Annotated in this window: 20 protein-coding genes; 8 read left to right on the forward strand and 12 right to left on the reverse strand. The window is 37.9% G+C overall.

From position 1 onward, the window contains the following. Positions 1–63: 63 nt before the first annotated feature. Both ettA and H4J62_RS10600 read right to left on the reverse strand, forming a co-directional pair. Positions 64–1,743, reverse strand: a complete 1,680-nt coding sequence (gene ettA, locus H4J62_RS10595; RefSeq protein ID WP_182216489.1) for an energy-dependent translational throttle protein EttA — start codon at positions 1,741–1,743, stop codon at positions 64–66. A 207-nt stretch (positions 1,744–1,950) separates the two neighbouring features. Next, positions 1,951–3,267, reverse strand: coding sequence for a leucine-rich repeat-containing protein kinase family protein (locus tag H4J62_RS10600; RefSeq protein WP_182216491.1), 1,317 nt, complete (start codon positions 3,265–3,267; stop codon positions 1,951–1,953). Positions 3,268–3,487: 220 nt separating this feature from the next. On the opposite strand from H4J62_RS10600, the gene H4J62_RS10605 reads away from it, so the two are divergent. Both H4J62_RS10605 and H4J62_RS10610 read left to right on the forward strand, forming a co-directional pair. Then, on the forward strand, positions 3,488–3,943 hold the full coding sequence (locus H4J62_RS10605) for a hypothetical protein (RefSeq protein ID WP_182216493.1): 456 nt from the start codon (positions 3,488–3,490) through the stop codon (positions 3,941–3,943). Positions 3,944–4,131: 188 nt separating this feature from the next. Beyond that, a complete protein-coding gene (locus tag H4J62_RS10610) occupies positions 4,132–5,733 on the forward strand; it encodes a YdiU family protein (protein WP_182216495.1) in 1,602 nt (533 codons plus the stop codon). Between the two features lie 128 nt (positions 5,734–5,861). Here H4J62_RS10610 and H4J62_RS10615 read toward each other — a convergent pair whose 3' ends face one another. The 3 genes from H4J62_RS10615 to H4J62_RS10625 all read right to left on the reverse strand — a co-directional run bounded on the left by H4J62_RS10615 (position 5,862) and on the right by H4J62_RS10625 (position 10,100). Further along, complete coding sequence (locus H4J62_RS10615; protein WP_146796287.1) at positions 5,862–7,043, reverse strand: chorismate mutase; 1,182 nt, start codon at positions 7,041–7,043, stop codon at positions 5,862–5,864. A gap of 200 nt (positions 7,044–7,243) precedes the next feature. Continuing rightward, complete coding sequence (locus H4J62_RS10620) at positions 7,244–7,636, reverse strand: MAPEG family protein (RefSeq protein WP_070375942.1); 393 nt, start codon at positions 7,634–7,636, stop codon at positions 7,244–7,246. A gap of 52 nt (positions 7,637–7,688) precedes the next feature. Next, positions 7,689–10,100, reverse strand: coding sequence for a penicillin acylase family protein (locus H4J62_RS10625; protein WP_182216496.1), 2,412 nt, complete (start codon positions 10,098–10,100; stop codon positions 7,689–7,691). Between the two features lie 182 nt (positions 10,101–10,282). On the opposite strand from H4J62_RS10625, the gene H4J62_RS10630 reads away from it, so the two are divergent. The 4 genes from H4J62_RS10630 (at position 10,283) to msrQ (ending at position 13,115) form a co-directional block, all read left to right on the forward strand. After that, positions 10,283–10,834, forward strand: a complete 552-nt coding sequence (locus H4J62_RS10630) for a DUF2058 domain-containing protein (protein WP_182216498.1) — start codon at positions 10,283–10,285, stop codon at positions 10,832–10,834. A 121-nt stretch (positions 10,835–10,955) separates the two neighbouring features. Then, complete coding sequence (locus H4J62_RS10635; RefSeq protein ID WP_182216499.1) at positions 10,956–11,318, forward strand: glutaredoxin; 363 nt, start codon at positions 10,956–10,958, stop codon at positions 11,316–11,318. 102 nt (positions 11,319–11,420) lie between these two features. After that, complete coding sequence (gene msrP, locus H4J62_RS10640) at positions 11,421–12,440, forward strand: protein-methionine-sulfoxide reductase catalytic subunit MsrP (RefSeq protein WP_182216501.1); 1,020 nt, start codon at positions 11,421–11,423, stop codon at positions 12,438–12,440. 81 nt (positions 12,441–12,521) lie between these two features. After that, entirely contained in the window at positions 12,522–13,115 is a 594-nt protein-coding gene (msrQ, locus tag H4J62_RS10645; RefSeq protein ID WP_070377183.1) for a protein-methionine-sulfoxide reductase heme-binding subunit MsrQ, read from the forward strand. Positions 13,116–13,172: 57 nt separating this feature from the next. Here msrQ and H4J62_RS10650 read toward each other — a convergent pair whose 3' ends face one another. The 3 genes from H4J62_RS10650 to H4J62_RS10660 all read right to left on the reverse strand — a co-directional run bounded on the left by H4J62_RS10650 (position 13,173) and on the right by H4J62_RS10660 (position 16,426). Beyond that, the gene (locus H4J62_RS10650) at positions 13,173–15,404 is read right to left on the reverse strand and encodes a M4 family metallopeptidase (RefSeq protein WP_182216502.1); all 2,232 of its coding nucleotides are present in this window, start codon (positions 15,402–15,404) and stop codon (positions 13,173–13,175) included. Between the two features lie 343 nt (positions 15,405–15,747). Beyond that, complete coding sequence (locus H4J62_RS10655; RefSeq protein WP_182216504.1) at positions 15,748–16,107, reverse strand: hypothetical protein; 360 nt, start codon at positions 16,105–16,107, stop codon at positions 15,748–15,750. A gap of 40 nt (positions 16,108–16,147) precedes the next feature. Then, a complete protein-coding gene (locus tag H4J62_RS10660; RefSeq protein ID WP_070375959.1) occupies positions 16,148–16,426 on the reverse strand; it encodes a peptidylprolyl isomerase in 279 nt (92 codons plus the stop codon). 247 nt (positions 16,427–16,673) lie between these two features. Between H4J62_RS10660 and H4J62_RS10665 the strand changes: the two genes are divergently transcribed. After that, positions 16,674–17,567: a hydrogen peroxide-inducible genes activator gene (locus H4J62_RS10665; protein WP_182216505.1), complete on the forward strand. Its 894-nt coding sequence runs from the start codon at positions 16,674–16,676 to the stop codon at positions 17,565–17,567. A gap of 174 nt (positions 17,568–17,741) precedes the next feature. Continuing rightward, the gene (locus H4J62_RS10670) at positions 17,742–18,110 is read left to right on the forward strand and encodes a hypothetical protein (RefSeq protein WP_182216507.1); all 369 of its coding nucleotides are present in this window, start codon (positions 17,742–17,744) and stop codon (positions 18,108–18,110) included. A 30-nt stretch (positions 18,111–18,140) separates the two neighbouring features. On the opposite strand, the gene H4J62_RS10675 is transcribed toward H4J62_RS10670, so the two are convergent. The 4 genes from H4J62_RS10675 to H4J62_RS10690 are packed head-to-tail and all read right to left on the reverse strand — an operon-like array spanning position 18,141 to position 20,491. Continuing rightward, positions 18,141–18,536: a CBS domain-containing protein gene (locus H4J62_RS10675; RefSeq protein ID WP_182216508.1), complete on the reverse strand. Its 396-nt coding sequence runs from the start codon at positions 18,534–18,536 to the stop codon at positions 18,141–18,143. Beyond that, positions 18,533–18,883 (reverse strand): P-II family nitrogen regulator, encoded by a 351-nt coding sequence (locus tag H4J62_RS10680; RefSeq protein ID WP_070375962.1) that lies wholly within the window; start codon positions 18,881–18,883, stop codon positions 18,533–18,535. Before H4J62_RS10680 ends, H4J62_RS10675 begins: the two co-directional genes overlap by 4 nt. Positions 18,884–18,887: 4 nt before the next feature. Then, entirely contained in the window at positions 18,888–19,754 is an 867-nt protein-coding gene (locus tag H4J62_RS10685) for a DUF1538 domain-containing protein (protein ID WP_182216510.1), read from the reverse strand. Next, positions 19,754–20,491: a DUF1538 domain-containing protein gene (locus tag H4J62_RS10690; protein WP_182216512.1), complete on the reverse strand. Its 738-nt coding sequence runs from the start codon at positions 20,489–20,491 to the stop codon at positions 19,754–19,756. Before H4J62_RS10690 ends, H4J62_RS10685 begins: the two co-directional genes overlap by 1 nt. Between the last annotated feature and the right edge of the window lie 233 nt (positions 20,492–20,724).

Here is a 20,724-nt window from a genome sequence, read left to right on the forward strand (position 1 = left end):
ATAAAGTGCCGATAACTATTTAATAACTAATAGGTAATTTAAAAATTATCTATTAGCTTTAGGTTAGCCAATTTTTTTGTATCTAATTCTGTGAGGCTCAGTAGCTGCAGGGCCCAATGTTTTCTTTAACCAAGCTTCATAGTCAGTAAAATTACCTTCATAGAAGTTAATTTTACCTTCATCACGGTAATCTAAAATGTGAGTTGCAATGCGATCAAGGAACCAACGGTCATGCGAGATAACCATGGCACAACCTGGGAACTCTAACAACGCTTCTTCAAGCGCACGTAAGGTTTCAACATCAAGATCGTTGGTTGGTTCATCAAGCAGTAATACGTTACCGCCGGTTTGCACTAGTTTAGCTAAATGAACTCGGTTACGTTCACCACCAGACAACTCACCGATGATCTTTTGTTGATCGTTACCTTTAAAGTTAAAACGGCTGACATAAGCACGGCTTGGAATTTCAAAATTACCAATTTGTAATATCTCATGGCCTTGAGATATTTCTTGGTAGACGGTTTTACTATTGTCCATGTCATCACGGAACTGATCTACACTGGCAAGTTTAACCGTATCACCTAGCTCTACATTACCCGAGTCTGGTTTTTCTGCGCCTGACATTATTTTAAACAATGTTGACTTACCTGCGCCGTTTGGTCCGATAATGCCAACAATAGCACCTTTTGGCACACTAAAACTTAAGTTATCAATGAGTACTCTGTCACCAAAAGATTTTGTTAAATTATTAACATCTAAAACCTTATCCCCTAGACGTGGTCCAGGTGGAATGTAAAGTTCGTTGGTTTCATTACGTTTTTGATGATCTTGACTATTAAGCTCTTCAAAGCGCGCCATACGGGCTTTACTTTTTGATTGACGAGCTTTCGGATTTGAACGCACCCATTCAAGTTCTTGCTTGATGGTTTTTTGTAGTGCACTTTCACCTTTACTTTCTTGTGCAAGACGTGCATCTTTTTGTTCTAGCCATGAAGAATAGTTACCTTCATAAGGAATACCATGCCCTCTATCAAGCTCTAGAATCCAACCCGCTACATTATCAAGGAAGTATCTATCATGGGTAATTGCTACCACAGTGCCTGGGTAATCGTGTAAGAATCGCTCTAACCAAGCAACAGACTCAGCATCTAAATGGTTAGTTGGTTCATCAAGTAATAACATGTCTGGTTTTTCGAGCAATAAACGACAAAGCGCGACACGACGGCGTTCACCACCACTTAGTACCGCGATTTTTTGATCCCATTCAGGTAAGCGTAAAGCATCAGCCGCACGTTCTAAAACGTTATCAAGATTATGACCATCTTGCGCATTAATAATATCTTCTAAATCGCCTTGTTCTTTGGCTAAGGCATCAAAATCAGCGCCTTCTTCTGCATATTCGTTATAGACTTGGTCTAAACGAGCCATAGCATTTTTAACTTCAGCAACCCCTTCTTCAACAGCTTCACGCACTGTTTGGCTTTCATCAAGTTGAGGCTCTTGCGGTAAGTAACCAATTTTTGTACCGGCTAAAGACGTTGCTTCACCTTCAAAATCTTTATCAACACCTGCCATAATTCGAAGCAGCGTTGATTTACCTGAACCGTTTAAACCTAAAACACCAATTTTAACGCCAGGGAAAAATGAAAGACTAATATCTTTAAGTATTGTTCTTTTAGGTGGAACCACTTTTGATACGCGGTTCATCGACATGATAAATTTATCTGGTAATGGTTGTGCCATGAAAAACCTTATTATTTGAAGGAAAAATTAACTTGTCGATATTTTAGGTTAAAGGGGCTGGGCAAGCAAATGTGTTTGAATCGTTTTAGTACTGGTGTTTAAAAAAAATCGCTTTGTAGAGAACAAACTGGTTTTAAAAGAGAGCTTCTAAAACCAGTTATTCGATCTCACCGGTTACACGCCTAATAATATGAATTAAAAATCAGGTTAAACATGTACTTTTAATTGCTCAACGATAGCGAAAAAGGTAGGTCTTTTAAACGTATCGGCTTGCATACAACGCTCTTTTATTATCAACAGAGCTTGGTATTGCTCAGTGTTTTCTAAATGAACAGACAAAGGCAATAAATCATCTAATAAACAGCCTAAAGCTCTCACTTCTATCGCTTGCATTGCTTTTTGTTGTGTTTCAGGCAAAACCTTCAAGTTAGAAGCGGCACCAAAATCACCAAACAGCATATTTGCGTTTTCATCGACCATAGTATTGTGAGCATAGATGTCACCATGGCTGACTTTATTTTCATGTAAATGACGTAAAGTATCAGCCATGCTAAGGACTATTTTTATTATCTGACTTGTTGTTAATGTGGCAGATGTAGGGAAAGTATCACGAGTACAGCTTGTTAACGAAGGGGGTAAACCTAAGTTATAAAAACTCTGAGGAATTAACTCCATGATTAAAGAAAGTTGCTCTTTCGACATGATTTTAGCAATGACTTTGATTAAGTTTTTATGTTCACCGGCTTGCAAGCAATTATTTAGTTCATCAATAGGGTAACCATCACTGGTTATTTCACCTTTAAAAATTTTTACTGCTATATCGTCATCTGAATCAATGGTGGTAGGTCTAGTTAACCATGTTGCTTGATGAATTATTCCTGATGCGCCTTCACCTAATTTTTGTTTTAGTTGAAAGTCTTGCGGTGAAATACTCGGTATCTGATCAATCACTGGTTTAACACTGCGCGTTAACTTATTACCCGAAAAAGCCAGCCACGCCAAGTTAGGTAATTGAAAGAGCCAATCGGGAAGTGTGATTAACTGATTAGCCGAAAGACGCATTAATTCTAAATTTTTACAGTTTTTCATACTATCGGGCAGTTGCTGTAATAGATTGCCAGCCAATGCTAATTTTTGTAAACGGCTTAGCTTGCCCATTGAATGGGGTAGTGCTGATATTTTATTATCAGTTAATATCAACCAACGTGTTCCTGTTGGCAGCACGTCTTCATCTACTCGGCTTAATTGATTACCTTTGAAACTGATCATTTCTAGTTGTGGGCAAGCCGCTAAGACTTCAGGAATACTTTTAAAGTTATTATTAGTTAAAAATAATATCTTTAACTTCTTCAATGAAGAAAACTCACAGGGTAAAGCCGTTAATTTGTTATTTGCTAAGTCTAATACTTCAAGAGAGTTTGCTAATGAAAAGATTTTTTGCGGAAATTCAGTTAAATTCTCACTGAGGGTTAAATGCGTTATATCTGAATATTTACCTGAATTGAGCTGGGCTAATGTTTGCAAGATAAAGCCTAATAGGGCGCTAAAATTTGCCGCTATTTTACCGTTAAACTGAACTAAGCTAAAGTGCTTTAATATTTTTGGCGTAAATTGGCTGTTCTTATGCGAGTATTAATGATTATTTCCTGTTTGGTTATCCTTAAAGCGATTAATGTCATCATAACTTAACCACTTTATTAACCTTAGTTTATTCATTTACCTCACTGATAAAATAAGAGTCACTATGTATAAAATACAAAAAACAATGATTATTACCAGTGTCGTGATAGCTTTTTTCGTTGGTGTTTCAGCGAACGCACAGCATTACCAACAAGATATCGATAAAAATAGTATTGTAACGTTTAAACAGGTTATGCAGGCATTGTTACCTGACACCAAGATGATCACACAAGGAATTATTTTAGAAGACTTTAGCCTTGTTGAAAGTGCAGCACAGGGGATTATTAATCACCCAAAACCGGCAATGTCGCAACGGAAAAAATTGATGAAAGCCTTAGGATCAAAAGTCGCTACATTTAAAGATTTTGACAAAGTTGTTCATGGTGGCGCTATCAAAATTAAGCAAGCGGCCAAAGAAAAAAATATGGTTGTTATTGTCGCTGAATATCAAAAATTAATACTGGGTTGTCAATCTTGCCATAGCACTTTTAAAGCTTCACTGACGATAGCTTTGCAATAGTCAGTGCTAGCTTTTACCTGAGTAGATATTACTTTTTAATGATATTTATAAGTGAATATATAAATAAGTAATAGAAAGCTGACAAGGGTATAACCCAAATCAGCTTTTTGTTTGAAATGAATATTGCAATATAGAAACTGACAGTCAATAATTCCCTTTCAATTCTATTTTTCAATTAGTCGCTTATTTTGTCTTACTTAGATTTCAATATTGAGAATAGCTTTTCTTCACAGTTACCTGCAGATTTAGAAGAGTCTATTTTTCCACACCAAGTTCATGCCGCTGCTTTTTCTTGGGTATCGCCTAAAAGAACGTCAAATCCACAGTTGGTTACGACTAGTCGTGATGTTGCCTCAATATTAGGGTTAAGCGAAGAGCAGCTTAAAAGTGATGAATTTTTACAGTTGTTCACGGGGAATGTCGTGCCTGAAGAATTTGCCCCTTATGCGATGTGTTATGGCGGACACCAGTTTGGCCATTGGGCTGGACAATTAGGTGATGGCCGCGCCATTAACTTAGCTGAAGTAAACACTCCCTTAGATGGCCATAAAGTTCTCCAGCTAAAAGGTGCAGGACCAACACCGTTTTCACGAACGGCTGACGGCTTAGCGGTATTACGTTCATCGGTACGAGAGTTCTTATGTTCAGAAGCGATGTTTCATTTAGGTATTCCTACCACCCGAGCACTGAGTTTATCGTTAACGGGTGACAGTGTCGTTCGGGATATGTTTTATAACGGTAATGCGAAAGCTGAATTAGGCGCTGTTGTCTGTCGAGTGTCATCGTCATTTATGCGTTTTGGAAGTATTGAGCTACCGGCTTACCGTAAAGATAAGGCTTTGTTAAAGCAGCTCGTTGATTATTCGATAAAACGAGATTTTCCGCATTTATTAAATGACCACGAAAATGACTCGGTACAAGGTTACTTAGCTTGGTTTGATGAAATTGCCCAACGCACTTGTCGATTGATGGTGCATTGGATGCGGGTTGGTTTTGTTCATGGCGTAATGAATACCGACAATATGTCATTAATCGGTGAAACGATTGATTATGGTCCTTATGGTTGGATTGATAATTTTGATTTGTCTTGGACACCAAATACAACAGATGCCCAAGGTAAGCGTTACAGCTTCGGCAAACAGGGTGAAATTTCACAATGGAATTTATTTCAATTAGCGAACGCTATCTATCCATTGATAGAAGAATCTAAGCCACTAGAAGTGATATTAAATAATTACAGTAAAACGTATCAACAACAGTGGCATGAAATGATGTCGAATAAACTGGGTATTACGGCTGAAGATATAAACCATAAAGCGGACACAGCATTGTTTTTAGCACTTGAAACCTTGTTGGGTGATATAGAAACAGACATGACTATTTTTTATCGTTTACTGGCTGATTTTAGTTACGACGAAAAAGTTAAAGCAAATAACGTCAATCATTTTGCCGATTGTTTCTATCTAGACGAGCAGTTAACGCCACAGCATCAAGCACTTTTTTCTTCTTGGCTAGAAAGCTACGCTAATCGAATTCAGCACGACGAAAAAACAGCAGCACAAAGAAAAGCGGCGATGAATAAGGTGAACCCTAAATATGTATTGCGTAATTATTTAGCACAACAAGCCATTGAGCTTGCAGAGCAAGGTGATTTTAGTAAATTACATGAATTACAAAAGGTTCTGGAAAAACCTTATGATGAACAAGTTGAGTTTCATCATTACAGTGAGAAACGTCCTGAATGGGCGAGAAATAAGGCGGGTTGTTCGATGTTATCGTGCAGCTCTTAAAGCGTTGTTGAATAACGCTTAAAACTAAAACCTTACCGACCTGTGTTTTTCACGAGGTCGAGTAAGGTCAATATTGCTGGCGTAGAGACTTTATCAAAGCCATTAACTTAAAAGTTAAGCGACAACGGCTAAGCGTTTATCGCGCTACTTGGTACACTGGTTGGGCTAATATGTTCAATAGGATAACAGCCTAATATTTTAATGAAATTGGTAATTGAGGTTATTTCATTAATTGCCTCTTGCAGTACAGCACTCTTCAAATTGGCTTCAACATCAATATAAAACATTTCTTCCCATGGTCGCCCTTGAATAGGTCTAGATTCAAGTTTACACATGTTGATACCTTTTGCTTTTAAAATAATAAGACAATCAACTAAGGCACCTGCTTTTTGTCCTGTTGCCAAAATCAATGCCGTTTTAGCCGGGATTTGTTCAGCGACATCAATAGGTTTACGAGCGACTAAAATAAAGCGACTGTGATTTTCTGCTTGGTTAGCAATCGACTTTTCTAAAGCATGAAGCTTGTAGAGATGACCACCTTCTTCACTGCCAATAACGGCGACTGTAGGGTCTTGCAACTCATACGCTTGGGCCATTGCATCAGCGGTACTGTCACAATATTCGATGCGAATGTTTTTTTGTTTGTCGAGAAAATTACTGCACTGAGTAAAGGGTTGTCCGTGCGCGTAAATCGTTTTTATTTTGCTGAGTTGGGTATTTACTGCGGTTAATAAGCAGTGCTCAATAGGCTGAGTTATCTCACCAACAATTGACAAGTTAGTGTGTTGCAGGGCGTCATAAACTTCGTTAATACTACCTGAACTGGTATTTTCAATGGGCAGCATACCGTAATCTACATGGCCAGATTCGACTTGTTGCATAATTTCTTTGAAACTTTGGCAACCGTATTCATTGATTTTTGCTGCACGGCGTGAAAAATATCTATGACTGGCTAAATAGCTATAAGAGCCCTTATTACCTAGAAAAGCGACGCTAACCGTAGGCACTTGGATATTGGGGTTGGCCAATGTTTGTAAGTAGGCTTGTTGATTTAATACTGAATCTTCAATAATTGTTTGATAAACGCTGGTAACATAGTGAGCGTCTAAACCAAGCACTTTACCTTGGTTAATTAAACGTATTAATAATTCTTGCTCGCGTTGTTGATCGCGAACGGGGCGTATCTGATGCGCTTTACTTTTTGCAACACTGAGAGTGAGAGAACGGCGTTGAGCAAATAACTCTAATAATTGCTGGTCAAGTTTGGTTATTTTTTCACGAATTTTATTCAGATCTAAATCTTCACTCACAGTACTTCCACCCTATATATTATTTTCGAAAATGGTTAAAAAGAAAGAATCCTGATGTTTTAGTAAAAGAAAGTCATGAAGGCGACTAAAACAAGCTATTAGCTAGGATATATAGCATTACTTTAGCGAGGGCGAAGAAATTGTTCAAGCCTTTATTGCTAAAGGCTTGTATTAAAAAAATCTATAATAGAAATAGATTTTTAGCTTTGCGGAAAACATTGCCAAATAATGGCAAAAGAAGACACGGTTGCTACTCCCCAGACAATTGAGCGCAGTAGTCCAATATTGAATAAATATAATAAGTTGTAAGCCACTCGAGCGACAACGTGGGTAATTGCTAAGAAGGTTACACTGTCGGTTATTGTATTTGTGGTTATTGCGAGTAAAACCGCAGGGACAAAAATAATCAGTGATTCAAAAGCATTTTGGTGAGCGGCGAGTGCACGGGCTCCAAAGCCAGTTAGTTTTGCTTGTTGCGCACGCGGGTGGTTATTGTCATAACCATCGAGTTTACTCATAGCTATTGCGACAGGGGCTTTAGCTAAATAAGGCAATAGAGTGGCTGCAAATAAACACCAGATAAGAATCGTCATACTTTTCCTCTTTTTATATTGTAGATATTAATTTTAATGTTGAAAATTTAGCTTAATAGCTCAGTAATGTCAGTGTATATTTTGTCTCACCCGGTAAGAAAGGTGAGGGCTTTCCTTGTACCCAATCATCATGACCTAAACCATAATAAGGGCTCCACGGGTGGCCAGACTGGCTGGTTGGCATATGTAATATTCCTGAGGCCTCATGACCCGGTGAAACCACCATACGTTGAGAGGCACCAAAAGACTTTCCTTGGACACGAGGCATATAGCTATCGCCAGCAAGAGGTATTGGCAGCATATCTAACCAACGACCAATAAAGGGTATAGCGTTACTAAGTGGGTGTTGTATTTTACTGGTGTTTTGTTGCCCCCAAGTCGCTTTAGCCAATGGTTGGTCTTGGGTCATATCCGTTAAGGTGGTAGAGAGTGCTCGCTCAAAAACTTTTTGCCAGTTATCTTCGGGCAACCATAAAAAGTTGCTTGGTTGTTCATTAATCATTTGCCAAAGCGGTGTTTCTACTTGGTGGCGAATGGTGTGAAAAGAGTAGCCATTATCTAAGTGAGTTAAGTTTTCGTTGAGTAGACTAAAAACATCATTACGCACATTCAAGCGAAAATTATTAACAAGGCGATAAGCAACCGAGTCTGTGCATGCACATAAATTATCAGTATTAAGGGTTTCTTTCACTGCTTGCCAACGCGGATGATTGATAATCGCGTCTGGTGTTAGTACTTTATCAATTAAAAAATTCTGCCAGCGCTTTAAAAAAATGGCGCGGTCGTCCAGCGCAATATCAAGTAAGTTTTGTTCTGAAAATACCTCTTTTGCAAGCAATCCCTCTCTGATTTGTTGTGCCCTTGCACCAAGTGCATAACCGCCGTTGCCTAATTTTTCTAACATTTCCCCGCCAACCACACGAGCATTTGCGGTCCATAAACGGTTATTTTGTGGATTTTTAATTTTAGGATATAGATCCGCTTTTAAATATCCCTGCCAATGATTGATACCGTCACCCCAATGTGTAGGTGTTTCGCCAAACGAGGAAGATTTTTTTGGAATAGGCCCCATGATTGTCCAGCCAATATTTCCCGCTTTATCTCCGACAACTAGATTTTGTGCCGGAATACCTGCATGGTTAGCAATGTTAAATGCCTCATCAACGCTAGTGGCTAATTCGAGTTGAGTTTGGTGCAGATTTACGGCTTGTACATCATGAGCAACCCAGCGATAAGCTAATAATTGTTGGCTGTTGTTCGTTCCTATAACTGGCCCCCAAATTGTTTCTTTGACTATGATTTCCTGCGCGTCTTGACCTTTTACCGCAATAACATGTTTATGCTCTGTAAAGTCTTGGTAGCCAGCAGGTGTCAAGTATTGGCTATTATCTGCATTGGTATCTAAAATAATTATATCGCTCCAATCGCCATAACTATTAGTAAACCCCCATGCAATATTACCGTTACTGCCAGCAATGATATTAGGTGTTCCCGGGAGGGTCAGTCCTGTTACTTTGATGGCTTTATTGTTATCGCTTTGATATTCAAAGGTTGCCCGAAACCAAGTGTTTGGTACGCGTATTCCTAAATGCATATCGTTAGCAACAATAGCACTTCCTGTTTTACTTATTTCCCCCGATACCGCCCAGTTGTTTGAACCTGGGAACTCCTCACCTTGATACCTTTGCTCAGGTACATCTGTTACTAAATTTTGCACCGTATTAGCAGCTAAAGCATCTTGTTCAGATGAGGCTGAAGGCCATGCACGTGTTGGCATTTTACTTGATGGATATTGACTACCATCAATGGCTGCATCCCAGATACTGCCTTTAGGATTCAAAAATTTAAAGACATCTTCACCTAAGGTGTTTTTTATATTTCCTAAGGTTCTTTCACGGTCACCTGCCGCATATTGCAAGTCCATGTACATACTTAATACGGTTAATATGGTGTCTTCTTCTTGCCAAGAAACGGGAGCTTGTTGAAGTAATAAATATTCAAAAGGAGGTGAACTTAAATTATTTATGCCCTGATTCACACCACGGGTATAGGCTTTTAATAAGGCTAAATCTTTTTCAGGAAGTTGTGCAACTATCGCTCTAGCACGCTCACGAAAACGATGACGGCGGATCTCTTTATCATGTGGCAAGGCTTTTTCGCCAAATAAGCTGGCGAGTTCACCTGCTGAATTACGGCGCAGTAAGTCCATCTGAAAAAAACGTTCTTGGGCATGTATAAACCCTGTGGCGACTGCAACATCGTTACGTTTCTTCGCTTTTATGGTGACAATACCCTGACTATCGCGCTCAACAATGGCCGTATCACTCAAGCCAAGTAATGTTCGCTTTCCTTCAAGTACCGGTAACGCGCTATCAATTTGGCTGTAAATCCAAGTACCTAAACTTGTAACAACTAAAAATAAGATCAGCAAGAAACCAATTAATATATGTTTAAATCTATTCATAATGTGGTGTATTTAGGATATTTAGACGTGCTAGATTACCTTATTATTTATAAAGTTAACATTTAATGATAGAAGATTATTATCGGTTTATGTACAAAGAAAAGCCGAGCTACTTTTTTATTGCTATTTTTCCCGATAGAATAGCAACAATTACTATTGATAAACCTAATTAAGGAGTTTGTATGGCATCTTTACAAGATCAGCTATTAAAAGCAGGCTTAACGACTAAGCAAAAAGCGCGACAAGCAAATACAAGCCAGCGTAAATCAAATAAACAAAAACGCAGTGGCGTAGCAAAAGACGAAAGTTTACAAGAACAAGTAAAGCAAGACTTAGCTAAAGCTCAAAAAGAAAAATTGGCGAAAGACACCGCGCTCAATGAAGAAAAAAAGCAACAACTCGCCAACAAAGAAAAAATGCTACGCATCCAACAAATACTCGAACACCATCAAATAAAAAATGTTAGTGGTGAAACAGAATATAATTACACCTTTAACAGTAAAATTAAAAAGTTATTTGTTAACGCGGTTACCCATAGAGCTTTAGTTAATGGACGATTAGCGGTTTGTGGGTTAACCGAACAGAGTTATTTAGTGACAGCTGAAACCGCAGCAAAAGTAGCGACTTTAGATGCTAGTGTTATTTTAGTACAAAATGATAAAGTGGAAAGTGATTTAGTTGAAGCTGACGATCCTTATGCCGATTATCAAATTCCTGACGATATGATGTGGTAGATAGCCATTTTCGCGAAATGAAAGCAGTGTTAACCAAGTAGATATGTTAAACTCGCGCAAAATTAGGGTGGCTGTTTTTAGACAGTCTAGTGTTTTTTTTTAAATAAAGAGAAATTGATTTATGTTTATTGTTCGCTGGATTATTGGTCGTATTATCTTATTGTTAAATTTTGTTTTTTCACCGAGCGGCCCAAAAAGAACAACTCAATTGCAAGCTGAAATAGATACAAGCACACAACACTTGAGCTTATATCAATTACCCGCTTGTCCTTTTTGTGTGAAAGTTCGTCGTTCTATAAAACGCGATGGTTTAAATATCGAATTACGTAATATTAATCAAAATGAGAATTATCGTGAAGAGTTAATCAAAGAAGGTGGAAAACGTACGGTACCTTGTTTGAAAATCACGGATGAAAACCAAAAGGTTACTTGGTTATATGAATCTTCTGCTGTGGTTGATTATTTACATCAATTTGCCCGCTAATTGATAGAACAGTAATATTATTTTATAAATAATGAAGTATTTCTCTATTTCTCGGGTCTATTGGTTTATCGTTAGTTAATTAATAACCTGAGAAGTAGCCATATGTTAATTAAATCTCCAGGAAAATCAGCACTAAAAGAACATCAAGTTACCAGCGAAAGTGTTTACTTAAAGCGTAGGCAGCTTATTAAGCAAATGGGTTTCTTCGGTGCCGGTACTTTATTATCTTCAACTATATCTAGCACTGTAAACGCCCAAGGTTTAGATTTTTTTTCATCAGAACCAGAAAATACCTTTCAACGTTATCCCTTAAAGTTCACGACTGACGCTACTAATAATACTGAAGTGTTGACACCTGAAGCTAAGGTAACCAGCCATAATAATTTTTATGAATTTGGTATAGGTAAAAACGATCCCGTTAATAATGCGCAAAACTTCAATATTAAACCTTGGCAGCTCACGATAAGTGGTGAGTGTGATAAGCCTTATACTTTAGATTTAGATGATTTAACGAAAAGTTTTGCCCTTGAAGAGCGTATTTATCGGCTGCGATGTGTAGAAGCTTGGTCAATGGTTATCCCATGGGTTGGCTTTGAATTATCAAAACTATTAAAAAAGGCACAGCCGAACTCTCGAGCTAAGTATGTTGCTTTTGAAACCTTACACGACCCAGAGCAAATGCCAGGACAAGCAAGTAGGCGAATGGGCGGCGGTATTGATTACCCTTATGTGGAAGGGTTACGTATTGATGAGGCGATGAACCCACTTACCCTAATGAGTGTCGGTCTCTATGGCAAAACATTACCAGCACAAAATGGTGCGCCAATCCGTTTAGTGGTGCCATGGAAATATGGTTTTAAAAGTATTAAATCGATTGTTGCAATAAAATTTGTTGAACATCCTCCTGCGTCAACATGGAATATTTTAGCCCCTAACGAATACGGCTTTTATGCCAATGTTAATCCTGACGTTGACCATCCAAGGTGGAGTCAAGCCAGTGAACGAAGATTAACTTCTGGCGGATTGTTTGCGCGTAACCGTATCGATACTTTGCCTTTTAATGGCTACGGTGAGGAAGTTGCCGATCTATATAGAAACCTTGATTTACGGAAAAACTTTTAAAAATAGCGACAGGGTAAAATCGTGAGTAGGGGCTTTATTGCCCCACTAATCTGTAGTAATAACTTGAGTCGTATCATCTCTATGAAGTATAAAGTTATTTTGTTTAAAATTTTTGTCCACCTCGCGGCTTTTTTACCATTAGCCAATGCTTATTATCTGGCTTTTACTGATCAACTAGGCGCTGACCCAGTTGAAGCCATTATTCATTTTACCGGTATTGGTGCGTTTAATTTATTGTTGTTAAGTTTAATGATAACGCCTTTAAGTAAGCGCTTTAAAATATCAATATTATTAAAAGTTCGCCGATTAGTAGGCTTATATAGCTTTACTTATGCTTTCCTACATTTAACCAATTTTCTAGTGTTTGAAGTGCAGTTTGATTGGTCACTATTTGTGAGTGAAATACTTGAACGACCTTATATTACTATTGGTATGGCGGGGTTATTGATTTTGTTAACGCTTGCGATAACATCAATTTCGTTATTAAGAAAAAAAATGGGTAAAAATTGGCAAAAGCTCCATAATTGGGTTTACTTAGCTGTTGTTCTTGTTGGGATTCATTTTTATTGGTCGGTAAAGTCTGAAATCATAGAACCGAGTATTTATCTTTTTATTACTTTTCTTCTTTTAGCACTTCGTTTTAAAAAACTAAATAAGTGGATAAAAAAAGACTAGCCAAAAGCACTGGCTAGTCTTAACTTATTATTTATAAAGTAATGACTATAAGTAAGTTTATGGATTTGCTTGCAATGTTAACGTCATACCTGAAGCTGTACTATAGCCAAATATATCTATATACCATGTACCTGCAGCAGGGGTTGTAAAGCTACAGCTTTCATTGTTACCATTTTTATAAGGTCGACAATCATAGGCAGAAGCTGTTGATTGTGCTCCTCGGCGAATATATAAGTCAGCATCACCTGACCCTCCTGAAAGGCTAATAGTCAGATCGGCATAACCTGCAGGTAAAACTTGAGTAAAGCGCTTCCACTGTCCTTTTGATACAGCAACATTCGACTCTGAACCATTAAGCGCAGGATTTCCTGTAGCAGCTTCTGTAAAACTACCTGTTAAGCTAACTCCCGAAAATGCTGAATAGGCTTTGACTCGAACATAATATGTTCCACCCGTTGATGTACCTGCACAAGACTCTACATTTCCGCCTTTATAAGGACGACAGTCATAGCTTGAATCGGTAGGTGCTGAACCAAACTTAACATACATATCAGCATCACCAGAACCCCCCGTTGTTAAAAAGCTGATATCTGTTGCGCCCGATGGAACTTCCATCGTGTAAACAACGTCTGCATTTGTTGACGCACTTAGGTTCGTGGCAGCAACACCATTGGTTAATACATTACCCGTTGGAGGTGTTCCTGTTGTCGGACAAGCACCAACACCTACAGCACACCAAGCCGTTTCTACTGCTGTTTTTTCGGTAGCACCATATAAATCTTGTGCGGCTTGAGCTGTTGCCGCTCTTGCACCCGCAAAATTAGTATTTTGATTCATGTAGGTAACAAGTGCACGATAGAAAATCTTTTCGGCCTTTGCCATACCTATACTGGGTACTTGTGCCGTTGATTTGTTGCGCGGATGAGTACCACCGTCTACCAACAAAACATAAGCTAAATTAGCAATACCTGAGTTACCGTGAACACCACCTTGGTCATTACTATTACTTGGGTTACTTACAAAAGGAATGCGCTCTGGGTACCAATCTTTTGAGTAATTATCTTGAGTTGGATTATCCATGTAACGTAAGGCCTGACCTTGAGTGTTATATAAACCATCTCCCAATAACCATGAAGAACTTGTTGTGCCATTACGGTAAGCTTCGGCTGAGATACCAAGAATATCTGACCAAGCTTCGTTTAAGGCGCCTGATGCATTGGCATAAATTAGGTTTGCCGTTTTATCTGTGACACCGTGTGTTAATTCATGACCTATGATATCAAAGTCACTGGTAAAGTCGTTCATGCCACCAGATGCTTGACCATACATCATTTGTGAGCCCGTCCAATAAGCGTTAACTACGCCTAAATCAACACTAGATACGAGTGTCATTCCATTGTTATCAAGGCTGTCGCGACCAAATTTACTTTGATAATAGTCATACACTTTTGACGCGCCATCATGTGCACGTTGTGCTGCGGCGTTACTGCCACAACTTTGTGTGTTAGTACATAACAAAGTACCTGGAGCCGAGTTTGCCGAACCGCCATTAAGCGTGTATGTCCGCCAATTTTTAGCAGAATGTACTTGTGGCTCTCTCGCTAAGATTTCAGAAGTATTCACATCAAAGTATATAAAATCACGACCAAAGTCTTCACCGCCATTATCCCATGATACTTCTAGTCTATAAGCGAGTTTAGTTTCTTCTGAAAGTGGTAGGTACACGTAAGCAAGCTCAGGAATATTTAACACGTCTCCAACACTTTCAGCAGCAACCAGTGCTTGTGCAGAGTCATTGCTTAATGCACTAGCGTTGTTCATTACTGAAAACGAAGGTAATGAATTAGTGGCTAATTTACCCGTAACTTTATAAACGCTACTTGCACTGTTACTTGCGTTAAAAGTATTTATTGGCGAATTAGTATGCATAATCATACTTGTACCATAAACTTTAATACCGTTAATCGTTTGATCAAAGTGAGTATGGCTTTTACCTAATTCATCAGTCCATTGGCGTCGAACTTTAAATTTTTCATTACCAACTGAGCCGTATGAGCTTTGATTTGAAATGATGTTTTGAAAGGCTTGTTCTGCAGGGTTTTTGATTACCAGCGGGTAATTTCCAAGCACTGGACTTGGGCTTGCTGGTGCCATAACCGGTGTTCCGGTGTTTGTTTCTTGTTGCAGTGAACTAGCGCTCATTTCAACAGCTGTTGCGTTCATTGTTGCAGCGGTAAGTGCTGCGCCAATAAGGAATGAAAGTTGAGAAATCTTATTATTATTTTGCATTAAGTGTTCCTAATTTTACTTAATTTATACTTGCATTAAAAGCCAAGCGATATTTTTATTTTCCTCCCTCATTCCTTTGATTAATTTGTCCTCCAATGGCCTTGAGGATTTTTTAGCCAGTCTTTGCTGACAAATCAAACGTAACATTGATTTAACATCTTTAGCAACAAATTGATCTATTATTAATATTTAATTAACAACTATATCAATAAACTATTGTTTAAAAAAATTTATGCGAAGTGATATTTGTGAAATAGGCAATGATTTATATAAGGAAAAATAAATAAAGATTCGAGAAAATAATGAAAGTATCTAACAAATTAATAAGGTATTAACGCGTTCGTTAATTAATAAAGGTTAGCGTGTTGGGTAGGCTATTGTTTAACGTTACAAAGGTAACCTTAGGTTGTTCTTGGTTATTAGGTACTATGCCTTCAACAAGCGCGACAATGGTTGTTGATGGTGCATTAGCACTTCTAGACGTTACGACGACAGAAACGAGTTTTCGCCACTGGCAACCAACAAATCCACAAATATCACCAAGCTCGAGTTGCTGGTAAGTTATTTGAAAGTTAGTGATAGATTTATCAGCAAGGTAATGAATTATTTTTTCATCTGCTTTTACCGCGTCAATTGCAATAGAATTAGCTTGGCAGTGATTTGCAATCGATAAAAGAAGCATCAATATTATAATTTTTGCCATTGATAACCTTTCCTTTATCGATTTTTAAGCAAGCTGACTATTAAGAGCGAGCCGTTACTTCTAATAAATGATAACCAAATTGCGTTTTTACTGGTCCTTGAACTGTGTTTAAATCAGCAGTGAAAACCACTTCATCAAATTCTGGTACCATTTGACCACGGCCAAATGATCCTAAATCTCCACCTTGCATTTTTGAAGGACAGTTTGAGTGCTCCTGCGCTACAACCGCAAAATCTGCTCCATCTTCGATTTGTGCTTTAAGCGTTAAACATTGCTCTTCTGTATCTACTAATAAATGACGTGCTGATGCTTGTGACATGTTGCTTCCTATATGATGGTGTAAATTAATCCTCTAACTTTACCGTATCTTTAGAAAAAATTAAAGAAATCGATGGATTGAATTAATATTCATCAACTTTATACTCGGTTTATTGATTAAAATGACAAGTTAACAATAAATTTATACTTTTGTCCTAGGGTCCTTATTCGGTGTTTGTTAAATCATAATCGTTTTATTTAATTGTGATGTGATAAATTAATCGTCATTACCCTTTGGACTTTGCCTTATGTTTTTACCGAATCTTAAACATTTACGCTATTTAATTGCGCTTTACCAAGAACAAAATTTTCATCGAGCAGCTAGTGCATGCTTTGTTAGTCAGTCAACCTTAAGCAGCGCTATTCTAAAATTAGAAGAACAGCTAAATTGTCAATTAATTGAACGTGACAACAAATCTTTTTTATTTACTACTCAGGGCATTGAAGTTGTTGAAAAATCCCGACAGTTATTAGTCTCGGCCAACGAATTAGTCAACTTTGCAAAACAACAAGGTAGTGAGTATACCGGCACCGTACGTATTGGTTGTATTCCAACGATTGCGCCATTCCTATTAACCGATTTTGTGCGCGCCTGCCAAAGTAAACTTCCTGATTTAGCCTTATTTTTACGTGAAGATACTACTGAAAACTTAATGAATATGCTTAATAATGGTGAAATAGATGTGTTGATTCTAGCGTTGCCAATAGCAGTAAATAACTTTCATTGTCGATTAGTAGGTAAAGACAGGTTTTTTATGGCAGGTAATAAAAGGCTAGTAGAGACCTTTCAACAAACAGACAGTTATAAACATTTACCAGAACAGAGTATTTTCTTATTATCATCAGAACATTGCCTTACTGAGCATGCCTTGTCGGCATGTAAACTTGCTGATAAATCGCGTATTCATTCTTTTTCTGCGTCAAGCTTGTCAACATTGGTACAGATGACCGCTTTTCATCAAGGTTTTACTTTTTTGCCTGAGATGGCGGTAAAGAAAAATATTGGGGAAAATGAGGGGTTAACCATTGCACCATTAGATCAAGATTATTATCGAGAAATTGGTGTGTTATGGCGAAAAACGTCAATGAGAAATGTTTTATATAATCAATTGTCAGCTGTGATAACTGACTTATTAATTTAATTAATCAAACTAACTAATCGATAACTCAGCTCACGGTAACGATTTATTGAACAATAGCTAAAGCATTATTTGCTAGTTAATTATAGTTAAGTGGTCTTTGTTTGTTCTAGCATAAGTTAATTTTTATACTGCTTGTTATTATAGTTGGGTTATCGTTATTTTAGGAAGTTGTAGATGTTATTTTTGTATTTATATATTGGCTATTGTTTGGTTAAACTTTACTCGGTTATTAATGTTCTATCACAGCAAAGTCTTGCTTTGTCAGCCATTATATTTTCAATAGTGGTCTTCTTTATTTGGTCTTTTATACCTGTGTTAGGCTATTTGTTGGCCAAACTTATCGGAGCAAAAGGGCAGTCTAGTGGCTATATTTTATTTATTATCGGTGTGGGTGTTGGCTTATTAGAGAATGCTTTATTTTACTTTAATGTTATTACACCTTATCAGGGAGACACCGGCACATTAATCGTTATGGGCGTGTTTTTTATCACCGCTTATTTTTCTTTTAAAACGCCAAGATGTTTTACTCATAATAAAGCCTAAAGCATCACCTTAGACTTTATAACAGGGTTGCTATTCTACCTGGCTAAAAACCATATTAATGTAATCAACCATGCCAACAATTTCATTGTCTGCAACAACGGGGGCTAAGTGAATGCTAAAGCGTTCAAATAACCGAGCGCAATATCTTACATCCATATTTGGGTTAACACTTAAGATAGGTTTTGCCATTATTTCATATAAGTTTACCCGGTCGGGCGAACGGTCTTTTGCTAAGACCTCTTTCGCAATATCAGCAAGCATCACTAAACCGTATTCATCTTGAGGATTACGCTTATTGATAATTAAGGCATTAACATTATGCTTTTTTGCTAATTTAATACCTTCAGCAACAGTCATCATGCCATCAGCAAATTGATAGTTATCAGTGGTCATTGCATCTTTAACTTGTACTAATTTATGGATCATAGTTCTTCCTCAACTTTGCCTTTTAAGCGTTCTACTTGATGAGCTACGCCAACAGCATCTTCGACATTTAGTTGAATCGCAATACCTTTACCCGGATCTTGGTCAAACCCTGCGATTTTACTGATCCGTTCTAGAATTTTTCTTGATAAATGTTCTTCAACGACAAAAAGTAATACGTCTCTTTGTGTCTCAAGTTGCATACCAAAAAAGGTTCTTTGGCGTTTAATACCTTCACCTCTAGCATTATTTATTATCGTTGCGCCAGTGGCTCCAGCCATTCTGGCGCCTTTCATAACTTCGTCTGTTACACCGTCGTCAACAAATGCGACAATTAGTTTGAATTGCATGTGATCACCTGTTTAATTTATCTTGTCTTGAGCTTTTTGAGGGCTCTTGTTTTTTTCTTAAGCTGCGTTTATTAATATTAATTCGTTTTCTGTTTTCACTTTTTCGTTCGATTTGTTGGGCTTTTGCTTGGGTTAATTGTGCATAAGCCATTACAGCAATAATAGGAAATAAACTGGCAAAAGCGATTAAGCCAAAACCATCAATCAGTGGACTACGTCCCGGAATGGTACTGGCTAAACCTAAGCCTAAAGCGGCAACTAAAGGGACTGTGACTGTTGATGTGGTTACACCGCCAGAGTCGTAAGCCAGAGGCACAATTAGCTTAGGACAAAAAAATGTTTGAATAACGACAACGATATAACCAGAGATAATATAGTAATGAATAGGATGACCAACCACGATACGATAACTACCAAGGGCGATACCGATAGCAACACCAATCGCCACAGATATTCGTAAACTATTGGCCTTTATGGCTCCACCAGAAACTTCTTCTGCCTTTATTGCTACAGCAATCAATGACGGCTCAGCAATTGTAGTGCTAAAACCTATTGCAGCTGCAAAAATATATACCCAGAAGTAATCTGACCAATGAATGCGAGTTAATACCTGTTCGCCAGTATGGATAAATTCTGGCGCTGTTAATTGTGTTGCCATCATTTTACCTAATGGAAATAAGGCTTTTTCTAGACCCAGTAAAAATAAAGCTAAACCAATTAATACATAAATAAAACCAAAGCCGACTTGTTTAATATGTGGAATGGGTTTGCGGATCACTAATAGTTGGAAACCTAAAATAATTGACAGTATTGGCAGTACGTCAATAATGGTGTTTTTTAAGGTAATTAAAAACTCAAAAAGTAAAGCCATTAATTGATCACCATGCCGTAAATCATCACAAAAACCATCGGGGTTAATGAAGCTAAAGCGATTAAGCCAAAACCATCGGTCATCGGGTTTCTACCTTTGATTGCAGAAGCTAAACCAACGCCCAGTGCAGTGACTAAGGGAACGGTAATGGTTGATGTAGTCACGCCACCTGAATCGTAAGCAATACCGATTATCCAGCTTGGAGCAATCATAGTCATCATCACTACAAGTACATAGCCTCCCAAGATGAGGTATTGAATTGGCCAGCCACGTATAATACGTAATACACCAATCACAATGGCAAGCCCTACGGCAAATGCAACAGTAAAACGCAGTCCATTTGCATAGGAAATTTGTGCGGCTAAAGTATCTTTTATAATGCCACCAGAGGCGGCCACACTTGCTGCTTCTTTGGCTACAGCAATTAATGAAGGCTCGGCAACGGTGGTGCCAAAGCCCAGGCAAAAAGCGAAGGTAAGTAACCAACTAATGCTGCCTTTTTTTGCAAAGGCTTGTGCCATAGATTCGCCAATGGGAAATAGTCCCATTTCTAGGCCATAAATAAAAAAAGTCAGGCCGAGCACAACTAATGCTAAACCTACTAAAATATCACCAATATTTGGCATGGGTTGTTGAAGAACAGCAAATTGAAAAAAAGCGATCACTAAAATTATTGGCAGTAAGTCTTTGCAACTACCGAGTAATGCTTTTAAAAAAACGATAAGCTGTTGATTCATAAGAATAGTGTTTTAGTGGGTTTAGGGTATTATATAAAATGTGAAAAGTATTACTTTGTGCTGAATCAAACTAATTGTTTTATTTAAATTTAAGCTAAGCACAACGGATTAACCTTATATAAAATCAAGACGTCGCCTAACATTGTTAGGGTTTTCAATTATCTGTGCTAGAGTCATACTTTGATATATAACGGTTTGTGACTGGCTAAAGTAATTAACGCTTAGTCGTTAGC

Origin of the sequence: Colwellia sp. BRX8-5 (assembly GCF_014077325.1) — a bacterium.
Classification (GTDB): Bacteria; Pseudomonadota; Gammaproteobacteria; order Enterobacterales; family Alteromonadaceae; genus Colwellia_A.